We start from the raw sequence: 18234 nt of genomic DNA on the forward strand, positions 1-18234 counted from the left end.
CCTGCCGGTCATGAAGGCGCTCGGCATTGCCTCAGCTGAGGACCTTGCCGCGCTGGCCGCCTATGAAGACGTGGCCGACCGGCTGCTGCTCGACGCCAAGCCACCCAAGGGCGCCACCCTGCCCGGCGGCAATGGCGTCGCCTTCGACTGGAACCTCATCGCCGGCCTTGACCCCGCCCAGCCCTTCATGCTGTCAGGCGGGCTCGACCCGGAAAACGTCGCGGACGCGGTGCGGCTCATCCATCCGCCCGGTCTCGACGTATCCTCCGGTGTCGAACGTGGACCCGGCATCAAGGACCCGTCCCGCATCGAGGCTTTCCTGCGCGCCGCGCGGGCGGCCGAGGCGCAAGGGTCTTCCGCCCCGACCGGCAACACTGCCCCCGGCTCCGCGCCGACGCCGCCTTCACCTGCCAGAGAGACGAGCCCGTCGTGAACGCTCCCAATTCCTTCCGCACCGGCCCCGACGACAACGGGCATTTCGGCCTCTTCGGCGGCCGTTTCGTTGCCGAAACGCTCATGCCGCTCATCCTCGATCTGGAGACGGCCTATAACGAGGCCAAGGCCGATCCCGCCTACAAGGCGGAGATGGATGCCGGGCTGAAGCACTATGTCGGCCGCCCTAGCCCGCTCTATTACGCCGAGCGGCTGACCGAGCATCTGCGCGCCGGCGCGCCGGCCGGCATGGGCGCCAAGATCTATTTCAAGCGCGAAGAGCTGAACCACACCGGCTCGCACAAGGTGAACAACGTTCTCGGCCAGATCCTGCTCGCCCGCCGCATGGGCAAGAAGCGGATCATCGCCGAGACCGGCGCCGGCCAGCACGGCGTCGCCACCGCCACGCTGTGCGCCCGCTACGGGCTGGAATGCGTGGTCTATATGGGCGCCGTCGACGTCGCCCGGCAGGCGCCCAACGTGTTCCGCATGAAGATGCTCGGCGCCAGCGTCGTTCCCGTCCAGTCCGGCTCGAAGACGCTGAAGGACGCGATGAACGAGGCGCTGCGCGACTGGGTGACCAACGTTTCCGACACCTTCTACTGCATCGGCACGGTGGCGGGCCCGCACCCCTACCCCGCCATGGTGCGGGACTTCCAGAGCATCATCGGCGCCGAGACCCGCGAGCAGATGCTGGAGATGGAAGGCCGGCTGCCGGACAGCCTGATCGCCTGCATCGGCGGCGGCTCCAATGCCATGGGCCTGTTCCACCCCTTCCTCGACGACCCGAGCGTGAAGATCTTCGGTGTCGAGGCCGCCGGCCACGGCATCCCCTCCGGCCAGCATGCCGCCTCGCTCACCGGCGGGCGCCCGGGCGTGCTGCACGGCAACCGCACCTATCTGCTGATGGACGGCGACGGCCAGATCGCCGAGGCGCATTCCATCTCCGCCGGCCTCGACTATCCCGGCATCGGGCCGGAGCATTCCTGGCTGCACGACACCGGCCGCGCCACCTATATCTCCGCCACCGATGACGAGGCGCTGGAAGCGTTCCAGCTGGTGGCAAAGCTCGAAGGCATCATCCCGGCGCTGGAGCCGGCGCATGCGCTGGCCAAGGTCGCGCAGCTCGCCCCCACCTTCCCGGAAGATCACCTGATGGTGGTCAACCTCTCCGGCCGTGGCGACAAGGACATCCCGCAGGTGGCGGACATTCTGGGAACGAGCCTATGAGCACCCGCATCGAAACCCGTTTCCGCGCCTGCGCCACGGAAGGGCGGGCCGCGCTCGTCACCTTCGTCACCGCCGGCGATCCCGACCACGACACTTCGCTCGCCCTGCTCAAGGCGCTGCCGGCGGCGGGCGCCGACATCATCGAGCTCGGTGTGCCCTTCACCGACCCGATGGCCGACGGCCCGGCGATCCAGGCGGCGGGCCTGCGTGCGCTGGCGGCCGGGCAGACGCTGGCCAAGACGCTCGCCATGGTGAAGACCTTCCGCGAGAGCGACGCCACCACGCCGCTGGTGCTGATGGGCTATTACAACCCGGTCTATGTCTATGGGGTCGAGCGCTTCCTCGCCGACGCCAAGGCGGCGGGCGTGGACGGCCTGGTGGTGGTGGACCTGCCGCCGGAGGAAGACGGCGAACTCTGCCTGCCGGCGCTGGCGGCGGGGCTCGACTTCATCCGCCTCGCCACCCCGACCACCGACGACAAGCGCCTCCCGGCGGTGCTCGCCCACACGGCGGGCTTCGTCTATTACGTCTCGATCACCGGCATCACCGGCGCGGCGCAGGCCGACCCGGACGCGGTCGGCCGGGCGGTGGCGCGCATCAAGCGCCACACCACGCTGCCCGTCGCGGTCGGCTTCGGCGTGAAGACCCCGGAAAGCGCCGCCGCCATCGCCGCCAATGCCGATGGCGTCGTGGTCGGCTCGGCGCTGATCGACGCGCTGCGCGCCACGCTCGATGCCGAGAACCGCGCCACGCCCGCGACCATTACCGCCGTCACCGATCTGGTCGGCCGGCTCGCCGAGGCCGTGCGCGGGGTGCGCCGCCAGGCTGCCGAGTAGCGTTTGAGGACGGCGCACGCCCGCGCGGCCGCGGCCGAATCGCGCGTGCGCCTTTTCATCGCCCTTCTGCGGCATTAGATGAGGGGCGGCCGGCGGCGGGGAGACCCCCGTCGCGGCCGCTGCGTCACCGTCCGGAGCCCGACCGTTGAACTGGATCTCGAACGTCGTCCCCAAGCTGAGCTCCTTCCTGAACCGTCGGGAAGTGCCGGAAAATCTCTGGGTGAAGTGCCCGGAGACCGGGCAGATGGTGTTCCATAAGGATCTGGAGGCGAATCTCCACGTCGTCCCAGGCTCCGGCTACCATATGCGCATGGACCCGGCGTCGCGGCTGCGCTCGGTGTTCGACGGCGGCAAATGGTACGATATCGGCCTGCCGGCGGTTGCGACCGACCCGCTGAAGTTCCGCGACGAGAAGCGCTATGTCGACCGTCTGAAGGACGCCCGCGCCAAGACCGGCGCACAGGACGCGGTGAAGGTCGGCTATGGCAAGCTGGAAGGCCTCCCCGTCACCGTGGCGGTGCAGGATTTCGGCTTCATGGGCGGTTCGCTCGGCATGGCGGCGGGCGAGGCCATCGTCACCGGGCTTGAGACCGCCGCCTCGCGCGGCACACCCTTCATCATGTTCGCCTCCTCCGGCGGCGCCCGCATGCAGGAAGGCATCCTCTCGCTGATGCAGATGCCGCGCACCACCTGCGCCATCCAGGAACTGCGCGAGGCCAAGCTCCCCTATATCGTGGTGCTGACCAACCCGACCACGGGCGGCGTCACCGCCTCCTATGCCATGCTGGGCGACATCCAGATCGCCGAGCCGGGCGCGCTCATCGGCTTCGCCGGCCCGCGCGTCATCGAGCAGACCATCCGCGAAAAGCTGCCCGAGGGCTTCCAGCGCGCCGAATATCTGCGCGACCACGGCATGATCGACCTCGTCGTCCACCGCCACCAGATGCGCCCGACATTGGCGCGGCTCTGCCGCCTGCTGATGCGCGCCCCGGCCGTGGCGGGCGAGGCGAAAACGCCGGTGAAGCCCGCCGAGGACAAGGCGCCCGAGGCGCCGGCCCTGCCGGCCCCCGCCGCCAACCCCGCGCCCGCCAGCGCCTGAGGCCCCCATGAGCGCGCTCCCCGCCGCCGGCCCCGCGCCCACCGAGGGGCCGCGGGCGCCGGTCGACGACATTTTCGACCGGCTGCTGGCGCTGCACCCGAAGCTGATCGACCTCTCGCTCGACCGGATGTGGCGGCTGCTGGAGCGGCTCGGCCATCCCGAGCGGCGCCTGCCGCCGGTGATCCATGTCGCCGGCACCAATGGCAAGGGCTCGACCGTCGCCTTCATGCGGGCGATCCTGGAAGCCGCCGGCCGGCGCGTGCATGTCTACACCTCGCCGCATCTGGTGCGCTTCAACGAGCGCATCCGCCTCGCCGGCACGCTGGTGGACGATGCCCGCCTCACCGGCGCGCTGGCGCGGGCGGAAGAGGCCAATGGCGGCGAGCCGATCACCTTCTTCGAGATCACCACGGCGGCGGCGCTGCTGCTGTTCGCGGAAACCCCCGCCGACATATTGCTGCTGGAAGTCGGCCTCGGCGGCCGGCTCGACGCCACCAATGTGATCGAGCGGCCGCTGGTGAGCGTCATCACCCCGGTCTCCATCGACCATGTCGATTTCCTCGGCGAGACCGTGGCGGAAATCGCCGGCGAGAAGGCCGGCATCCTCAAGCGCGGCGTGCCCGCCGTGCTCGGCCACCAGCCGCGCGAGGCGCTGCGCACGATCGAGCGGCAGGCGGCGCGGCTCGGCGTGCCGCTCTCGGTGATGGGCGAGCACTACCAGGCGCATGAGGAAGGCGGCCGGCTGGTCGTCGCCGACGAGGCGGGCCTGCTTGACCTGCCGCGCCCGCGCCTGGTCGGCCCGCACCAGATTGTCAATGCCGGCCTCGCGGTGGAAGCGCTGCGGGTCGCCAATCTCGGCCTGCCGCCCGCCGCCTTCGAGGAAGGCATGCGCAGCGCGCAATGGCCCGCGCGGCTGCAGCGGCTGGGCCCCGGCCCGCTCACCGCCCGCGCGCCGGAAGGCGTCGACATCTGGCTCGATGGCGGCCACAACGCCGCCGGCGGTCAGGCGCTCGCCGCCGCTCTGGCCGATCTCGAAGACCGGGTGCCGCGGCCGCTGGTGCTGATCGTTGGCATGCTCGGCAACAAGGATGCGGACGCCTTCCTCGCCCCCTTCGCCGGCCTCGCCCGCGAACTGATCGCGGTGCCGGTGCCGGGCGAGCACAAGGGCGCGGCGCCGGAGGCGCTGGCGGACGCGGCGCGGGGGCACGGGCTCGACGCCTCCACCGCCCCGAGCGTCGCCGCCGCGCTGGAAGGGCTGGCGGAATTTCCCGTCGGGGCCGCGCCGCGCGTGCTGATCGCCGGCTCGCTCTATCTCGCCGGCGCCGTGCTCGGCGAGAACGGCTCACTGCCGGACTGACGCGCAGGTTTGGGCGCAGGCCGGCGCGAACGTTGGCGCACAAACGACAATCCCGGACACGGCCTCGCGGCCGTTCCGGGATGATGTCGGTCGAAGGGTGACCGCCGCGCCTCAGCGCGGGGCCAGCACCATGATCATCTGGCGGCCTTCCAGCGAGGGCTCGGCCTCGACCTTGGCGATGGTCGCCAGCTCTTCCTTCACCTTGTTGAGCAGCTTGTAGCCGAGCTCCTGGTGCGCCATCTCGCGGCCGCGGAAGCGCAGGGTGATCTTCACCTTGTCGCCTTCCTCGAAGAAGCGGTGGATGGCCTTCATCTTCACCTCATAGTCGTGGGTGTCGATGCCGGGCCGCAGCTTGATTTCCTTGATCTCGACGACGTGCTGCTTCTTGCGCGCCTCGTTGGCCTTCTTCTGGTTCTGGTATTTGAACCGGCCATAGTCGAGAATCTTGCAGACGGGCGGGGCCGAGTTCGGCGCGATCTCGACGAGATCGAGGCCGGCGTCCTGCGCCATCGCAATCGCATCGCGCGTCAGCACGACGCCGCGATTCTGCCCGTCCTGGTCGATGAGCTGAACTTCGCGGATGCGGATATCTTCGTTGACGCGCGGACCGTCCTTTTCCGGCGCGACGGGTCTCATGGGGCGGCGAATGGCGTCTTCTCCTCTGCCATTTCAGAATGTGGCGTTTCCACCGCGCTTCGAAGGGTCGCCGGCCGGCTGATTTCCGCGCGCGTAAAACGGTCGCAGAAGATCGTGACAAACCCGTCAGAAGTCAACGGCGGTAAAGCACGGATCGCATGTAATAACGCCTGCCGGGCCGGCTTTCGTCGTCGCCCTGCCCGCCGGGCCTGTTCCCACGCGAGGTGTGCCTGTAAGCCAAGATGGCGCGCGCGCCTCGAATCGCAAGGCTTTTGCCGGCCGAGAGGTTGTGACGCACCGTTCGTGCCCCGACCGGAGGAGACAGAGATGAGCGAGGCCACCCCCACCCGTCCCGATGCGGGCGCCGCCCCTTCCTTCCTCACCGTCGGCGCGGATGCCCCCGCCATCGCGGTGCGCGTCACCCCCGGCCGCGCGACGCCCGAGCATCCCGGCATTGTCTGGTGCGGCGGCTTCCTCTCCGATATGCGCGGCACCAAGGCGGAGGCGCTGGCGGATTGGGGCGCGGCGCACGACCGGCGCGTGGTGCGCTTCGACTATTCCGGCCATGGCGAATCCGGCGGCGCCTTCGAGGAGGGCACCATCTCGCGCTGGGCCGAGGACGCCTTCGCCGTGTTCGACCGCATGACCGAAGGCCCGCAGATCGTCGTCGGCTCCTCCATGGGCGGCTGGATCGCGCTGCTGCTCGCCCGGGCGCTGGCGGCGCGGGGCGAGAGCGCCCGCCTCGCCGCGCTGGTGCTGATCGCCCCGGCACCGGACTTCACCGAAGAACTGATGTGGAAGGCGATGCCGGAGGATGTCCGCGCCGCGCTGCTGCATGACGGGCGCTGGGTGCGCCCCTCGCAGTATGGCCCCGGCCAGGTCATCACCCGGGCACTGATCGAGGACGGGCGACAGAATTTGGTGCTCGGCGCGCCCTTCGCGGTCGGCTGCCCGGTGCGCATCCTGCAGGGCGTGGCCGACCCTGATGTGCCGTGGCAGCACGCGCTGCGGCTCGTCACCTGCCTCGCTGAGGACGATGTGGTGCTGAGCCTGATCAAGGATGGCGACCACCGCCTCTCGCGCCCCGAGGATATCGAGCGGATTCTGGCGGCGGTGCAGGAGGTGGGGTGAGGGCGCGCCTGCGCGCCGCTCAGGCGGGCGCGCGCAGGAAGACGATCTCGCTGCTGTCGTAGCGGCGGCGTTCCAGTTCCTCGAAACCCTCGGGGGCGGTGAAGGCGGCCTCGACCGATTCCTCCACCACGACGAGCGCTTCCGGCGCCAACCATTTGCCGGAAAGGGCGCTCGCCAGCGCCTTTTCCGCCAGCCCGCGCCCATAGGGCGGATCGCAGAACACGAGATCGAAGGCGTCATTGGCGAAGGCCTCGCCCAGCTTCGTCGCGTCGCGGCGGAAGATGCGGGTGATGCCGCCGACGCCGAGCGTCTCAACATTGGCGCGGATCAGCCCGCGCGGCTCCGGCGCCTCGTCGACGAACACCGCGAGCTTCGCACCACGCGAGAGCGCTTCCAGCCCCAGCGCCCCGGTGCCGGCGAACAGGTCGAGCACGCGGGCACCGTCGGCGGCATCGCCATAGGCATGGGCGAGCACGTTGAACAGCGCCTCACGCAGCCGGTCGGAGGTCGGCCGCGTGGCGTTGGATGAGGGGCCGCGCAGCGCGCGACCCTTGAAGCGCCCGCCGACGATGCGCATCGACGCGCCCCGTCAGCCGCGCGGCGACCGCGGCGGACGCCCGCCCGGTTTGCCACCAGACGGCTTGCCGCCGGAGGGACGATTGCCGGACGGCTTGCCGCCCGAGGGCCGGCCACCTGCGGGTTTTCCGCCGAAGGACTTGCCGCCGAAGGATTTGCCGCCCGCGGGCTTGTCACCGAAGGATCGGCCACCCGGCTTGCCGCCGGGCTTGCCCGCGAAAGGCTTGCCGCCTCCCGAACGCCCTTCCGGCCGGTCGGCGAAGTTCTTGGCACCGTAGCTCTTGCCGCCCGCCGGCCGGTCGCCGAAGGAGCGGGCCGGACGATCCCCGCGCGGCGCGCGGTCACCACGGTCCTCGCGCGGCGGGCGGTCGTCGCGCGCGGGCCGGTCGTCGCGGCTGCGGAACGGGCGCGCGCCTTCCGGGCGCGGCGCGCGCTCGCGGAACGGACGGTCCCCCTCGGGCCGCTCACGGCGGGCGGGGCGCTCCTGCCCTTCCGGACGCGGCCGGAAGGAGCGCGCCGGGCGCTCACCCTCGGGGCGGGGTGCCCGCTCGCGGAAGGGACGGTCGCCCTCCGGACGCTCGCGACGGGGCGGGCGCTCATCACCCTCAGTGCGCGGGCGGAAGCTGCGCGTCTGCTCGGACTTCACCCGACCGCTATAGGGCCGGTCGCTGCCGGCGCCGCGGAAGGGGCGTCCACCCTCCGGGCGCTCGGCGCGGGCCGGACGCTCGCTACGCTCGCCCTGCGGACGGGGCGCGCGTTCGCGGAACGGACGCTCAGGGCGCGGCGCGCGGTCACCAGCCTCGTCGCGGCTGCGGAAGGGGCGCTCGGAACGTTCGCCCGCCTCGCCCTCGCGCTCGACACGCGGGCGGGAGGGACGCGGCCCGCCGACCTTGCGGTCGCGGCTCTTGGCACCGGCGCGGGCGGGACGCTCGCCGGAACGCTCGCGGAAGGGACGCTCCTCGCGCTCGGCGCCACTCTCCATCTCATCGGCCCGCTCGGGGCGCTTGCGGAAGGTGCGCTCACCGCCGCGCTCGCCGACAGGAGCGCCGGGACGCGTTCCGGTGCGCACGCTGGCGCGCTCCTCGTCGCGGCGGGCGCGGGCCGGGGCGGGCTCGGGCACGGGGTCGGTGGAGCGCACGCGCTGCACCAGCACCTTGCGGCCCTTGCGGTCGGCAACGACACCGGCGGTCACGCTCTTGCCCTCGCCCGGCTCGGTGTCGATGGGCAGGCGCCGATGGCGGTCCTCCGCCCCTTCGGGCTTGGCGTAGCGCGCCTTACCGGGCTTCGCCGGGCGCTTGGGCGCCTCGTCCTCGGCGTGGTTGAACAGCGGCCCCTCGAAATCCGCGCCGGCCTGCTTGGCCAGCGCCTCACCGAGCTGGTCGGCGAGAATGCGGGTGCGCACCTCCTCCGCCTCGCCCTGCGCCAGCTCGCCGAGCTGGAACGGGCCATAGGAAAGGCGGATCAGACGGTTCACATCGAGCCCGAGCGAGCCCAGCACATTGCGGACTTCGCGGTTCTTGCCCTCGCGCAGCGCCAGGGTCAGCCACACATTGGCGCCCTGCACGCGGTCGAGCACCGCCTCGATCGGGCCGTACTGCACGCCGTCGACGGTGACGCCGGCGATCAGCGCGTCGAGCTTGTCCTGGGTAATGTCGCCCTTGGCGCGCACGCGGTAGCGGCGCAGCCAGCCGGTTTCCGGCAGCTCCAGCACCCGGGAGAGCCCGCCATCATTGGTGAGCAGGATCAGCCCCTCGGTGTTGAGGTCGAGCCGGCCGACGGAGACGAGGCGCGGCAGGCCGGCGGGCAGGATCTCGAACAGGGTCGGGCGCCCTTCCGGGTCGTAATTGGTCGTCACCACGCCCTTGGGCTTGTGGTAGAGGAACAGCCGCGTGCGCTCGCGGTCGGGCAGCTTCGCGCCGTCGACGGTGATCTCGTCCTCGGCGGTGACGGTGCGGGCGGGGCTTTCCAGCACTTCGCCATTCACCGCGACGCGCCCGGCGAGGATCCATTCCTCGATCTCGCGGCGCGAGCCGAGCCCGGCGCGGGCCACCACCTTGGCGACGCGCTCGGCCTCGCGCGGGCCGGCCTCCTCCGGCGCCGCCGGACGGGCGGGGCGGGGGACGCGGTTGTGTTCCTTGCGGGGCGGCGTGTTTTTGGGCATGGGGATGATCCGGTCTCCGGGCGGCGGGTGCTAGCATGTCCTGCGGGGGGATGCGAGCTTTTGGCGAGATTTCGGGCGAGCAGAGCCTTGACGAGCGACGATTGCGACGCCAGCGGCCGGGCACGCCGCGACTTCATGCAGCTGGCCCTCGATGAGGCGGCGCGGGCCGCCGACCGAGGCGAGGTGCCCGTGGGCGCGGTGCTGGTGCACGCCGGCGAGGTGCTCGCCGCCGACGGCAACCGCACCCGCGAGCAGGCCGACCCCACCGCCCATGCGGAAATACTGGTGCTGCGCGCCGGGGCCGCGCGCCTCGGCAATGACCGGCTCGGCGACTGCGATCTTTACGTCACGCTGGAGCCCTGCACCATGTGCGCGGCGGCGATTTCCTTCGCCCGGCTGCGGCGGGTCTATTATGGCGCCGCCGATCCCAAGGGCGGGGCGGTGGAAAGCGGCGTGCGCTTCTTCGCCCAGCCCACCTGCCACCACCGGCCGGAGGTCTATGGCGGCTTCCGCGAGCGCGAATCGGCACAGCTGCTGCGGGACTTCTTCGCCGGGCGGCGGGGGTAAGACCTAGCCCAGCACCGCCTCCAGCCGGCGCTTCACCTCGTCCTTGACAGGCTCGGCGGCTTTGAGGATCGCCGCGGCGCGGAAGAAGTCCAGCACGCGGAAATCATGCACGTTGGGGCGGATGAGAATGTCCGGCGCGCCCGCCTTCAGCTTCTCGCCGACAATGGACGAGGCCATGATCTGCAGCGTGGCGAACATCGCCTCGAACGGCGCGGGAACGCCGCGCGTCTCGGTGCCATGGCCGCCGGTGATGTCGACCGCGATCACCACATCGGCGCGGCTGCGCAAAAGGTCGAAGGGCAGCGGGTTCACCGCCCCGCCATCCACCAGCGTGTGGCCCTCATGCTGCACCGGGCGGATGAGGCCGGGAATGGCGAGCGAGGCCGCCAGCGCCGGGCGGATCGGGCCTTCGGTAAAGGTGCGCTCGCAGCGCTCCCAGTAATCCGTGGCCACCACCCGCAGCGGGATGGACAGTTCCTCGAAGGTGTCGGGCACCATCTTGGGCAGGAAGCCGCCGATGAAGCGCTCGGCATCGATCAGCACCGGATTGCCCAGCCCGGCGCCGAACAGGTCGGCGATGCGCCCCACCCGCGCGGCGAGCAGGCGCTTCATCACCTCGCCGCGATTCTTCAGCGTATGGGTGACGAGATGGCGGATGTCGCGCGCCGGCATCCCGGCGGCATAGACGCTGGCGAACAACGCCCCGATGGACGCCCCCGCCATGGCGGCGGGCCGAAGGCCGAGATCGTCCAGCGCTTCCAGAACGAGAATATGCGAGAGGCCGCGCGCCCCGCCCGACCCCAGCGCCACGCCCAGCGTCGGCCCGCCGGGACCGGCCACGCCCGGCACGGGCGGGGAGACAGGGGCACCAGCGACGGGGCTGCCCGACGAGGACAGCACGGCGCCGCCCGCCTCTTCCTTCCCACCCTTCCGGGCGGAGGGAGGCGCCGCCGCCTCCGGGGCGGGATCGGCCGGCACCCGCCGACGCCGGCTGTGAGGGAAATCGTCCATCGTTCTGCCCATCTGCCGCGCACCGGGGAGGCGGTTCCTCCGCAAGGCGCGCCGGTTCTGCCACGCAGGCGCGGCAATTATTTGAACATGGGCACGCCGATGCGGGGCCGCCAGAGCGCGCGGCGGGCAAAATGCCCGGCGCGGGCCGGGCTCAGCCCGCCAGCGCCCGCCAGGCGATGTCGTGGCGGCAGAAGCCTTCCGGCCAATCGATGCGGGCGACGGCGTCATAGGCCCGCTCGCGCGCCTCGGCGACATTGGCGCCGACCGCGGTGACGTTCAGCACCCGCCCGCCATTGGCGACGATATCCTCGCCCGAACGGCGCGTGCCGGCATGGAACACCTTGACGCCGGGAATGGTCTCGGCCGCCTCCAGCCCGCCAATGCGCGAGCCCTTGCCATAGGCGCCGGGATAGCCCTTCGTCGCCATGACCACGGAAATCGCCGCGTCTGGCTTCAGCGGCACCGGCTGGTCCTCCAGCCGCCCGGTCGCCACGGCGGCGAGCAGCGGCAGCAGGTCGCCCTCCATCCGCATCATCAGCACCTGGCATTCCGGGTCGCCGAAGCGGACATTGTATTCGATCAGCTTCGGCCCCTCGCTGGTGATCATCAGCCCGGCGAACAGCACGCCGCGAAACGGGCTCGCCGCATCGGCCAGCGCGCGGGCGGTGGGCTTGACGATGTCGTGCAGCGTGCGCCGCTCCATCTCGGCGGTGAAGACCGGCGCGGGCGAATAGGCGCCCATGCCGCCGGTGTTCGGCCCCTCGTCATTGTCGAAGGCGCGCTTGTGGTCCTGCGCCGAGCCGAAGGGCAGTACGGTCTCGCCATCGACCAGGCAGAAGAACGAGACTTCCTCGCCCTCCAGAAACTCCTCGATGAGAATTTCCGTCCCGGCGCCGCCCATGGCAAACACCTCGTCAATGCCGGCGAGCGCCTCGTCCAGCGTCATCGCCACGATCACGCCCTTGCCCGCCATCAGCCCGTCGGCCTTGAGCACGATCGGCGCGCCATGATGCTGGACGAAGGCGCGGGCGCCTTCCACATCGGTGAAGCGGCCGAAGGCGGCGGTGGGAATGGCGTGCGCCTTGCACAATTCCTTGGTGAACAGCTTGGAGCCTTCCAGCTGCGCCGCCACCCGGCGCGGGCCGAACACGGCGATGCCCTCACTGATCAGCCGGTCGGCGATGCCGTCCACCAGCGGCGCCTCCGGCCCGACGACGACGAGGTCGATCTTCTCGGCGAGGCACAGGGTGACGATGGCGTCGTGGTCGTCCAGCGGCACGCTGTCGAAACAGGTGGCGAATTCGGCGATGCCGGGATTGCCGGGAAGCGCGAAGAAAGCCCCCATGAGCGGGCTCTGCGCCAGCTTCCAGGCGAGGGCATGCTCGCGGCCCCCCGAGCCGAGCAGAAGAACGTTCATGCGGCAAACCTCCAGCGCCCCGACATGGCGTTTCGCCTAAACGTTCGGGCGACGGGGGGCAAGGGGGAGGGCCGATTGGGAGGTCGAGCCCGACACCATCGACCATCCTTCGAGGCGCGGGCTTTGCCCGCGCACCTCAGGATGACGTTCCACCAGGACGGTTCGCCACGCCCGTCATGCTGAGGTGCGAGCGAAGCGAGCCTCGACGCACGCGGCCGGCACGCGCCCGGCTCCCGCAGGCGCCTCACTCATAGGCCAGCGCCACCACCGGATCGAGCCCGGCGGCCTTGCGCGCGGGGAGATAGCCGAAGACGAGGCCGGTGAGGAAAGCGCAGCCGAAGGCCAGCAGCGGCGGCATCAGCGACAGCACGATGGTGGCGCCCATCCACTCCACCCCCAGCGCGGCGGCGAGGCCGAGCCCGACGCCCACCGCCCCGCCGACCGAACACACCACCAGCGCCTCGGTGTTGAACTGCAGCATGATGTTGCTCATGCGCGCCCCGGTCGCCATGCGGATGCCGATCTCGCGGGTGCGCTCCGTCACGCTTACCAGCATGATGTTCATCACCCCGATGCCGGCCACCAGCAGCGAGATGGCGGCAACGCAGCCGAGCACGAGGGTGAGCGTGTTCTGCGTCTCCATCGCCGTTTCCAGGAATTGCGCGGTGTTGCGGACCTGGAAGTCCTCGGCCTGGTGGCGCTCGGTCAGGATACGGGTGATCGCCGCCTCGACGCGGGGAATCTCGTCGGCATTGCCCACCTTCACCGTGACCGAGTTGAGGAACTGCCGGCCGAACACCCGGACGAAGCCGGTGGAGAGCGGCACCAGCGCCACATCGTCCTGGTCCTGGCCGAAGGCATTGGCGCCGCGCGGGGCGAGCACGCCGATCACCTCATAGGGCACGTTCTTCACCAATATGTAGCGCCCGACCGGATCGTCGGCGCCGAACAGGTTCTGCGCCACCGTCTCGCCCAGCACCACCACCGGCGCATAGGCACGCACATCCGCCGGGGTGAACATTACCCCGCGGCTGAGCGTCCAGTCGCGGGCGGCGAGATAGTCGGGCGAGGTGCCGGTCACGGTGGTGAAATAGTCGAGCGAGCCATAGCGCAGCGTGTAGCGGCCGGAACGGTCGGGGGCGATGGCGTCGATGCCGGGGATGCTCCTCAGCGCCTCGGCATCGTCCGGCAGCAGCGTGGCATTGTCGCCGGCGGTGCGGATGCCCGGCGCGCCGGGGCGGACGATGAGCAGATTGGTGCCGATCTGCGAGATGCGGTCCAGCACGCTCTGCTTGCCGCCATCGCCCACCGCCAGCATGGTGATGACCGAGGCGACGCCGATGACGATGCCAAGCAGCGTCAGCGCGGTGCGGAACAGGTTCGCCGTCATCGAGGCAATCGCCATGCGCACCGCTTCCGCGAGGTCCGGCACGAAGCGCGCGAGCCCGCCACGCCGCGCCGGGCCGGTGCCGGGCAGCGGCGTGCGGGAAGGCTCGTCCTCGCGCCGCTCGTCGGAGACGATGCGCCCATCCTGAAACCGCACCACGCGCCGGGCATGGGCGGCGACATCGGGATCATGGGTGATGAGAATGACGGTATGGCCCTCGGCATTGAGTTCGCCGAGCAGCGCCAGCACCTCTTCGCCAGAGCGCGAATCGAGCGCGCCGGTCGGCTCGTCGGCGAGGATGACGGGCGCGGCGTTCATCAGCGCGCGGGCGATGGAGACGCGCTGCTGCTGGCCGCCGGAGAGCTGGCTCGGGCGGTGCTCGCTGCGCGCGCCGAGGCCGAGCCGGGCGAGCAGCGCATGCGCCCGCTCCTCCCGCGCCTCGCGGCCCGTGCCGGCATAGATGGCGGGAATGGCGACATTCTCCGCCGCCGTCAGGCTGGGTAGCAGATTGTAGCGCTGGAACACGAAGCCGAAGGTGGAGCAGCGCAGCTCCGCCAGCTCGTCCGGGCCGAGATCCTCCACATCGACGCCATTGACCCGGTAGAGGCCGGCGGAGGGGCGGTCGAGGCAGCCGACAATGTTCATCAGCGTCGATTTGCCGGAACCCGACTGGCCCATGATGGCGACGAACTCGCCGGGCTGGATCGCCAGCGACACCTTGTCGAGCGCCCGCACCACGCTCTCGCCATTGGGGTAGATGCGGCTCACCTCGACCAGCTCGATGATCGGCGTCTCCGGCGGCGCCGGCCGCGCGGGGGCGGCGCCGGGCGCGCTGCGGGTGGCGCTGGTGCTCATCGGCTCAGCCCAGCCGCGGCGGCATGGGGGGCCGCCCGCCGCCGGGCCGCGCTGCCGCCGGCGGCGCGTTGGTGCCGGTTATCACCGTCTCGCCGGGCTGGAGCCCTTCGGTGATCTCGGTCTGGCTGCGGTTGGACAGGCCGGTCTTCACCGCGCGCTCCTGCGGCCCCTGCGGGGTGAGCACGCGCACGCTCTGGCTGCCGTCGCGGGCGGTGCGGATCGCCGGAGTCGGCACCAGCGGCACGCCCTTGGCCTCGCCGAGGCGGAAGAACACCTGCGCCGTCATGTCGGTCATCAGCATGAGATCGTCGTTCGGCACGTCGATCAGCACATTGTAGAGCACCACGTCATTGACGATGGTGGGCGTTGGCTCGATCTGCCGCACCGTGCCGCGCCAGCGCCGTTCCGGCAGGCCGAGCGTGGAGAACGAGGCCGGCGTGCCGACGCTGATGCGGGGAATGTCGCCTTCCGCCACCTGGGCCGTCACCGTCATGGTCTGCAGATCGGCGATGCGCAGCACGATGGGCGCCGACTGGTTGGCGTTCAGCGTGCCGCCCTCGCGGGCGGTGATGGAGACGACCGTGCCGTCCATCGGCGCGTAGATCTTGGTGTAGCCGAGATTGGCGAGGTCGCCGTCGAGCGTCGCCTGCATCTGCGCGATCTGCGCCTTCAGCGCGTCGATCTTGGCTTCGCTGATGCGCGCGGTCGCCTCGGCGGCGTCGGCCGCGTCCTTGCTGCCGGACTGGTTCTTCAGCAATTGCTGGGCGCGCTCGTTGCGCAGCCGGTCGAGGGTCAGCTGCGCCTGCGCCTGCGCCAGCTGGGCGCGCAGATTGTCGAGGCTGGCGCGGTCGCCGGCCACCCGGGTCTGGTAGACGGTGGGGTCGATCTCGGCGAGCAGGTCGCCTTTGCGGACGATATCGCCAACATCGGGGTGGATGGTGCGCAGCTGGCCGGAAACCTGCGTGCCGACATCGACATAGGTCTTGGGCTGCATCTTGGCGATGGCGTTGACGCTGGTTTCGATGTCGCCCAGCGCGACCACCGCCGTCTGGAAGGCGGGCGCCGCCGCCGGGGTCTCGACGCGGGTATAGGCGGCATAGCCCGCGCCGGCCAGCAGCAGGGCGGCGAGCAGCCACGGCCAGCGGCGACGGCGCCGCCGGCGCGTCGTCCTCTCCCCCGTCCAGCCCGCCTCGGCCTTCTGCAGCATCGCGCCTCGCCTCCTCACACGCTCAAGGGGTAAGGCCCAAAGGGGTAAGCCCCAAGTCCCGGCGATCAAAGTGAATTCGCGGTAATGATGGGGGTGGTGGGCTGCCCGGCCGGGTCAGGAATCGATCGGCCGGTACTCGCCGGTGGCGGGGTCGCGGCGCAGCGTCGCACGCGGGTCGAGCGTGCCGGCCTTCTCCGCCCGGCGCTGGGCGTCGAGCTCGGCATTCACCCGGCGCGATTCACGCGCCAGCACCTTCGCGAGGGCGGCGGTGCCGAGCGCACCGAGGGCGAGAATGAGCAAAGGCGGCATCGACGTTTTCCGGGTGTTTTCCGAGCGTCTGCCGGGCGTCAAAGCCCGAAGCGGGCCCATAATGCCCGCTCCTCTGCGGCGGAAATGAGGGCCTGCGCCGCCCCCGCGCCGATCTCCGCTGCCGGCCCCTCGCCCAACGCTGCCGCGATACCCACGCCGGGCGAGCGGCGGCCGAACAGGCCCGCCTTCACCTCGATCAACGGCGTGCGCACGTTCTCGCCATAGCGGGCGCGCAGGAAGCCCCGGAGATCGCCCAGCGCGTCGACCAGGCCCAGTTCCTGCGCCTGCGGCGCCGCCCAGAACTCGCCGGAGAACAGCGTGTCGTCGTCGCCCGAGAGCACGTCGCCGCGCCGCGCCTTCACCAGCGCCACGAAGGAGGCGTGGATTTCCTGCTGCAGGGCTTTCAGCCGCTCGACATCTTCCGGCTTTTCCGGCTGGAACGGGTCAAGCATCACCTTGCGGGTGCCGGCGGTGTAGACGCGGCGCTCGATGCCGAGCTTTTCCAGCGCGGCGGGAAAGCCGAAGCCGGCGCTGACCACGCCGATGGAGCCGAGAATGGAGAAATCATCGGCGACGATCTCGTCCGCCGCGCAGGCCAGCATATAGCCGCCCGAGGCCGCGACATCCTCGACGAAGGCGATCACCGGCAGCTTCTTCTCCACCGCCAGCGCGCGGATGCGCTTGTAAACGAGGTGCGACTGGGTCGGCGCGCCGCCGGGCGAATTGATCACCAGCGCCACCGCCTTCGCCCCCTTCACCGCGAAGGCGCGCTCCAGCGCCCGCGCCGTGTTGGCGAAGGTGATACCGGGCCGGAACGGGCTCGCCATACCGATCGCCCCGTTGAGCCGCACCACCGGCACGACAGGCGTGCCGCCGCGCAGCTTGGCGGGCAGAAAGGGATCGAGGCGGCGGCGAAGATCTGAGAGGAATGAAGTGGCCATACGCTACAGATAGGGTGCGTTCGGGATTTGCTCAATGACCGCGCGCAGGCTTGTGACGCAGCGTCAGCCGGGGCCGATCGCACGCCCCTCGCGTAGCACCTGTTCCGCCGCCGCGCTCGGCCGGCCGGCCTCATCCGCCAGCACGAAGCCGGGCAGGAAGGCGGGGGGCGTGCGCCGGCCCTTCACCGCCCCGATCAGCAGCCGGTGCGCCGGTGCGCCGGGCCCGGGATGCACCGGGCGGATGGTCACGGCACCGAAACGACCCTTCAGCCCCGCCAGCAGCGCCTCGATCGCCTCCGGCCGGTGGATCAGCGCCAGCCGCCCGCCGGGCGCCAGCAGCCGCTCCGCCGCGCGCAGCCAGATCGTGACATCGGCATCGGCGACGGCATGGGCGAGCGCGCGGCCCGCATGCGGCGAGAGGCGGTGGCGGGCGGGATCGTTGAAGGGCGGGTTCATCAGCACGAGATCGGCGGCGCGGGCGGGCGGCTCCGGCGGCCCGGAGGGACGGCCGAGCGTCGCGACATCGGCCTCCACCACCCGCACCCTCGCCGACAGGTCGGGCGACTGACGGGCGGCGTTGCGGAGGGCGAGCGCGGCGAGTTCCGGCACGATCTCGACCAGCATCACCTGCGCCGCCGGCACCCGCACGGCATAGGCCAGCCCGGCCGCGCCGACCCCGGCGCCGAGATCGACCACGCGCGCCGCCCCCGGCGCGCACGCCGCCAGCAGCATGGCGTCATGTCCGGCGCGGTGGCCGCGCGGCGGTTGCAGCAGTTGAAGCCGCCCGCCAAGAAAGGCGTCGTCGGTCAGGGCGTCGCCGGCCTGCGCCGCCTCGGTTCCGACGCTCATGGCGCGACGAGCGCGGCGCCGAAGCCGGCGCCGTCCAGCAGCGCCCGCGCCGCGCCTTCGCGCTCATCCTCCACCAGCAGCCGGCGCGGCAGCAGGCCGATCGAGCCTTCCATCACGCTCATATGCTGGTCGAGCACGAGATGGCCGATATCGGCACTGTCGAGCAGGGCGACGATGGCGGAGAGGAGGACGATGTCATTGGTCCGCAGGATTTCACGCATCGCCCATATGAG

General features: G+C 71.1%; 18 protein-coding genes. 7 read left to right on the top strand and 11 right to left on the bottom strand.

Annotated elements, in window-relative coordinates:
- The 5 genes from ACP2AH_RS10130 to ACP2AH_RS10150 all read left to right on the top strand — a co-directional run.
- The coding region (locus ACP2AH_RS10130) for a phosphoribosylanthranilate isomerase (RefSeq protein ID WP_425105689.1) at window positions 1–433 on the top strand (433 nt) is incomplete at its 5' end.
- A complete protein-coding gene (gene trpB, locus ACP2AH_RS10135) occupies window positions 430–1662 on the top strand; it encodes a tryptophan synthase subunit beta (protein WP_425105690.1) in 1233 nt (410 codons plus the stop codon). The genes ACP2AH_RS10130 and trpB, both read left to right, overlap by 4 nt.
- On the top strand, window positions 1659–2498 hold the full coding sequence (gene trpA / locus ACP2AH_RS10140) for a tryptophan synthase subunit alpha (RefSeq protein ID WP_425105691.1): 840 nt from the start codon (window positions 1659–1661) through the stop codon (window positions 2496–2498). The genes trpB and trpA overlap by 4 nt, the downstream gene beginning before the upstream one ends.
- Before the next feature lie 145 nt (window positions 2499–2643).
- Window positions 2644–3597, top strand: a complete 954-nt coding sequence (accD, locus tag ACP2AH_RS10145) for an acetyl-CoA carboxylase, carboxyltransferase subunit beta (RefSeq protein ID WP_425105692.1) — start codon at window positions 2644–2646, stop codon at window positions 3595–3597.
- Window positions 3598–3604: 7 nt separating this feature from the next.
- Window positions 3605–4954 (top strand): bifunctional folylpolyglutamate synthase/dihydrofolate synthase, encoded by a 1350-nt coding sequence (locus ACP2AH_RS10150; protein ID WP_425105693.1) that lies wholly within the window; start codon window positions 3605–3607, stop codon window positions 4952–4954.
- A gap of 111 nt (window positions 4955–5065) precedes the next feature.
- On the opposite strand, the gene infC is transcribed toward ACP2AH_RS10150, so the two are convergent.
- Window positions 5066–5590: a translation initiation factor IF-3 gene (gene infC, locus ACP2AH_RS10155; protein WP_307018739.1), complete on the bottom strand. Its 525-nt coding sequence runs from the start codon at window positions 5588–5590 to the stop codon at window positions 5066–5068.
- A gap of 327 nt (window positions 5591–5917) precedes the next feature.
- On the opposite strand from infC, the gene ACP2AH_RS10160 reads away from it, so the two are divergent.
- A complete protein-coding gene (locus ACP2AH_RS10160; RefSeq protein WP_425105694.1) occupies window positions 5918–6721 on the top strand; it encodes an alpha/beta hydrolase in 804 nt (267 codons plus the stop codon).
- Window positions 6722–6740: 19 nt separating this feature from the next.
- Here ACP2AH_RS10160 and rsmD read toward each other — a convergent pair whose 3' ends face one another.
- Together rsmD and ACP2AH_RS10170 are read right to left on the bottom strand one after the other, a co-directional pair.
- Window positions 6741–7298 (bottom strand): 16S rRNA (guanine(966)-N(2))-methyltransferase RsmD, encoded by a 558-nt coding sequence (gene rsmD / locus ACP2AH_RS10165; RefSeq protein ID WP_425105695.1) that lies wholly within the window; start codon window positions 7296–7298, stop codon window positions 6741–6743.
- 12 nt (window positions 7299–7310) lie between these two features.
- Window positions 7311–9458 carry a pseudouridine synthase gene (locus tag ACP2AH_RS10170; RefSeq protein ID WP_425105696.1) on the bottom strand — a complete coding sequence of 716 codons (2148 nt, stop codon included), beginning with the start codon at window positions 9456–9458 and terminating at the stop codon, window positions 7311–7313.
- A 135-nt stretch (window positions 9459–9593) separates the two neighbouring features.
- Here ACP2AH_RS10170 and ACP2AH_RS10175 point away from each other — a divergent pair, with 135 nt between their 5' ends.
- Window positions 9594–10025, top strand: a complete 432-nt coding sequence (locus ACP2AH_RS10175) for a nucleoside deaminase (protein WP_425105725.1) — start codon at window positions 9594–9596, stop codon at window positions 10023–10025.
- A gap of 3 nt (window positions 10026–10028) precedes the next feature.
- Here the strand turns inward: ACP2AH_RS10175 and ACP2AH_RS10180 are convergent, their stop codons facing one another.
- From ACP2AH_RS10180 to ACP2AH_RS10215, 8 genes are all read right to left on the bottom strand, one after another.
- Entirely contained in the window at window positions 10029–11036 is a 1008-nt protein-coding gene (locus tag ACP2AH_RS10180; protein WP_425105697.1) for a patatin-like phospholipase family protein, read from the bottom strand.
- Between the two features lie 151 nt (window positions 11037–11187).
- Window positions 11188–12453, bottom strand: a complete 1266-nt coding sequence (gene purD, locus ACP2AH_RS10185) for a phosphoribosylamine--glycine ligase (protein WP_425105698.1) — start codon at window positions 12451–12453, stop codon at window positions 11188–11190.
- A 244-nt stretch (window positions 12454–12697) separates the two neighbouring features.
- Window positions 12698–14695 carry a MacB family efflux pump subunit gene (locus ACP2AH_RS10190; protein ID WP_425105699.1) on the bottom strand — a complete coding sequence of 666 codons (1998 nt, stop codon included), beginning with the start codon at window positions 14693–14695 and terminating at the stop codon, window positions 12698–12700.
- A gap of 4 nt (window positions 14696–14699) precedes the next feature.
- A complete protein-coding gene (locus tag ACP2AH_RS10195) occupies window positions 14700–15902 on the bottom strand; it encodes an efflux RND transporter periplasmic adaptor subunit (RefSeq protein ID WP_425105700.1) in 1203 nt (400 codons plus the stop codon).
- 114 nt (window positions 15903–16016) lie between these two features.
- Complete coding sequence (locus ACP2AH_RS10200; protein ID WP_425105701.1) at window positions 16017–16211, bottom strand: hypothetical protein; 195 nt, start codon at window positions 16209–16211, stop codon at window positions 16017–16019.
- Window positions 16212–16249: 38 nt separating this feature from the next.
- Complete coding sequence (locus ACP2AH_RS10205) at window positions 16250–17152, bottom strand: S49 family peptidase (protein WP_425105702.1); 903 nt, start codon at window positions 17150–17152, stop codon at window positions 16250–16252.
- A 63-nt stretch (window positions 17153–17215) separates the two neighbouring features.
- The gene (locus ACP2AH_RS10210; RefSeq protein ID WP_425105703.1) at window positions 17216–18001 is read right to left on the bottom strand and encodes a tRNA1(Val) (adenine(37)-N6)-methyltransferase; all 786 of its coding nucleotides are present in this window, start codon (window positions 17999–18001) and stop codon (window positions 17216–17218) included.
- Complete coding sequence (locus ACP2AH_RS10215) at window positions 17998–18222, bottom strand: DUF2007 domain-containing protein (RefSeq protein WP_425105704.1); 225 nt, start codon at window positions 18220–18222, stop codon at window positions 17998–18000. The genes ACP2AH_RS10210 and ACP2AH_RS10215 overlap by 4 nt, the downstream gene beginning before the upstream one ends.
- Between the last annotated feature and the right edge of the window lie 12 nt (window positions 18223–18234).

This window comes from Ancylobacter sp., from assembly GCF_965249975.1.
Classification (GTDB): Bacteria; Pseudomonadota; Alphaproteobacteria; order Rhizobiales; family Xanthobacteraceae; genus Ancylobacter.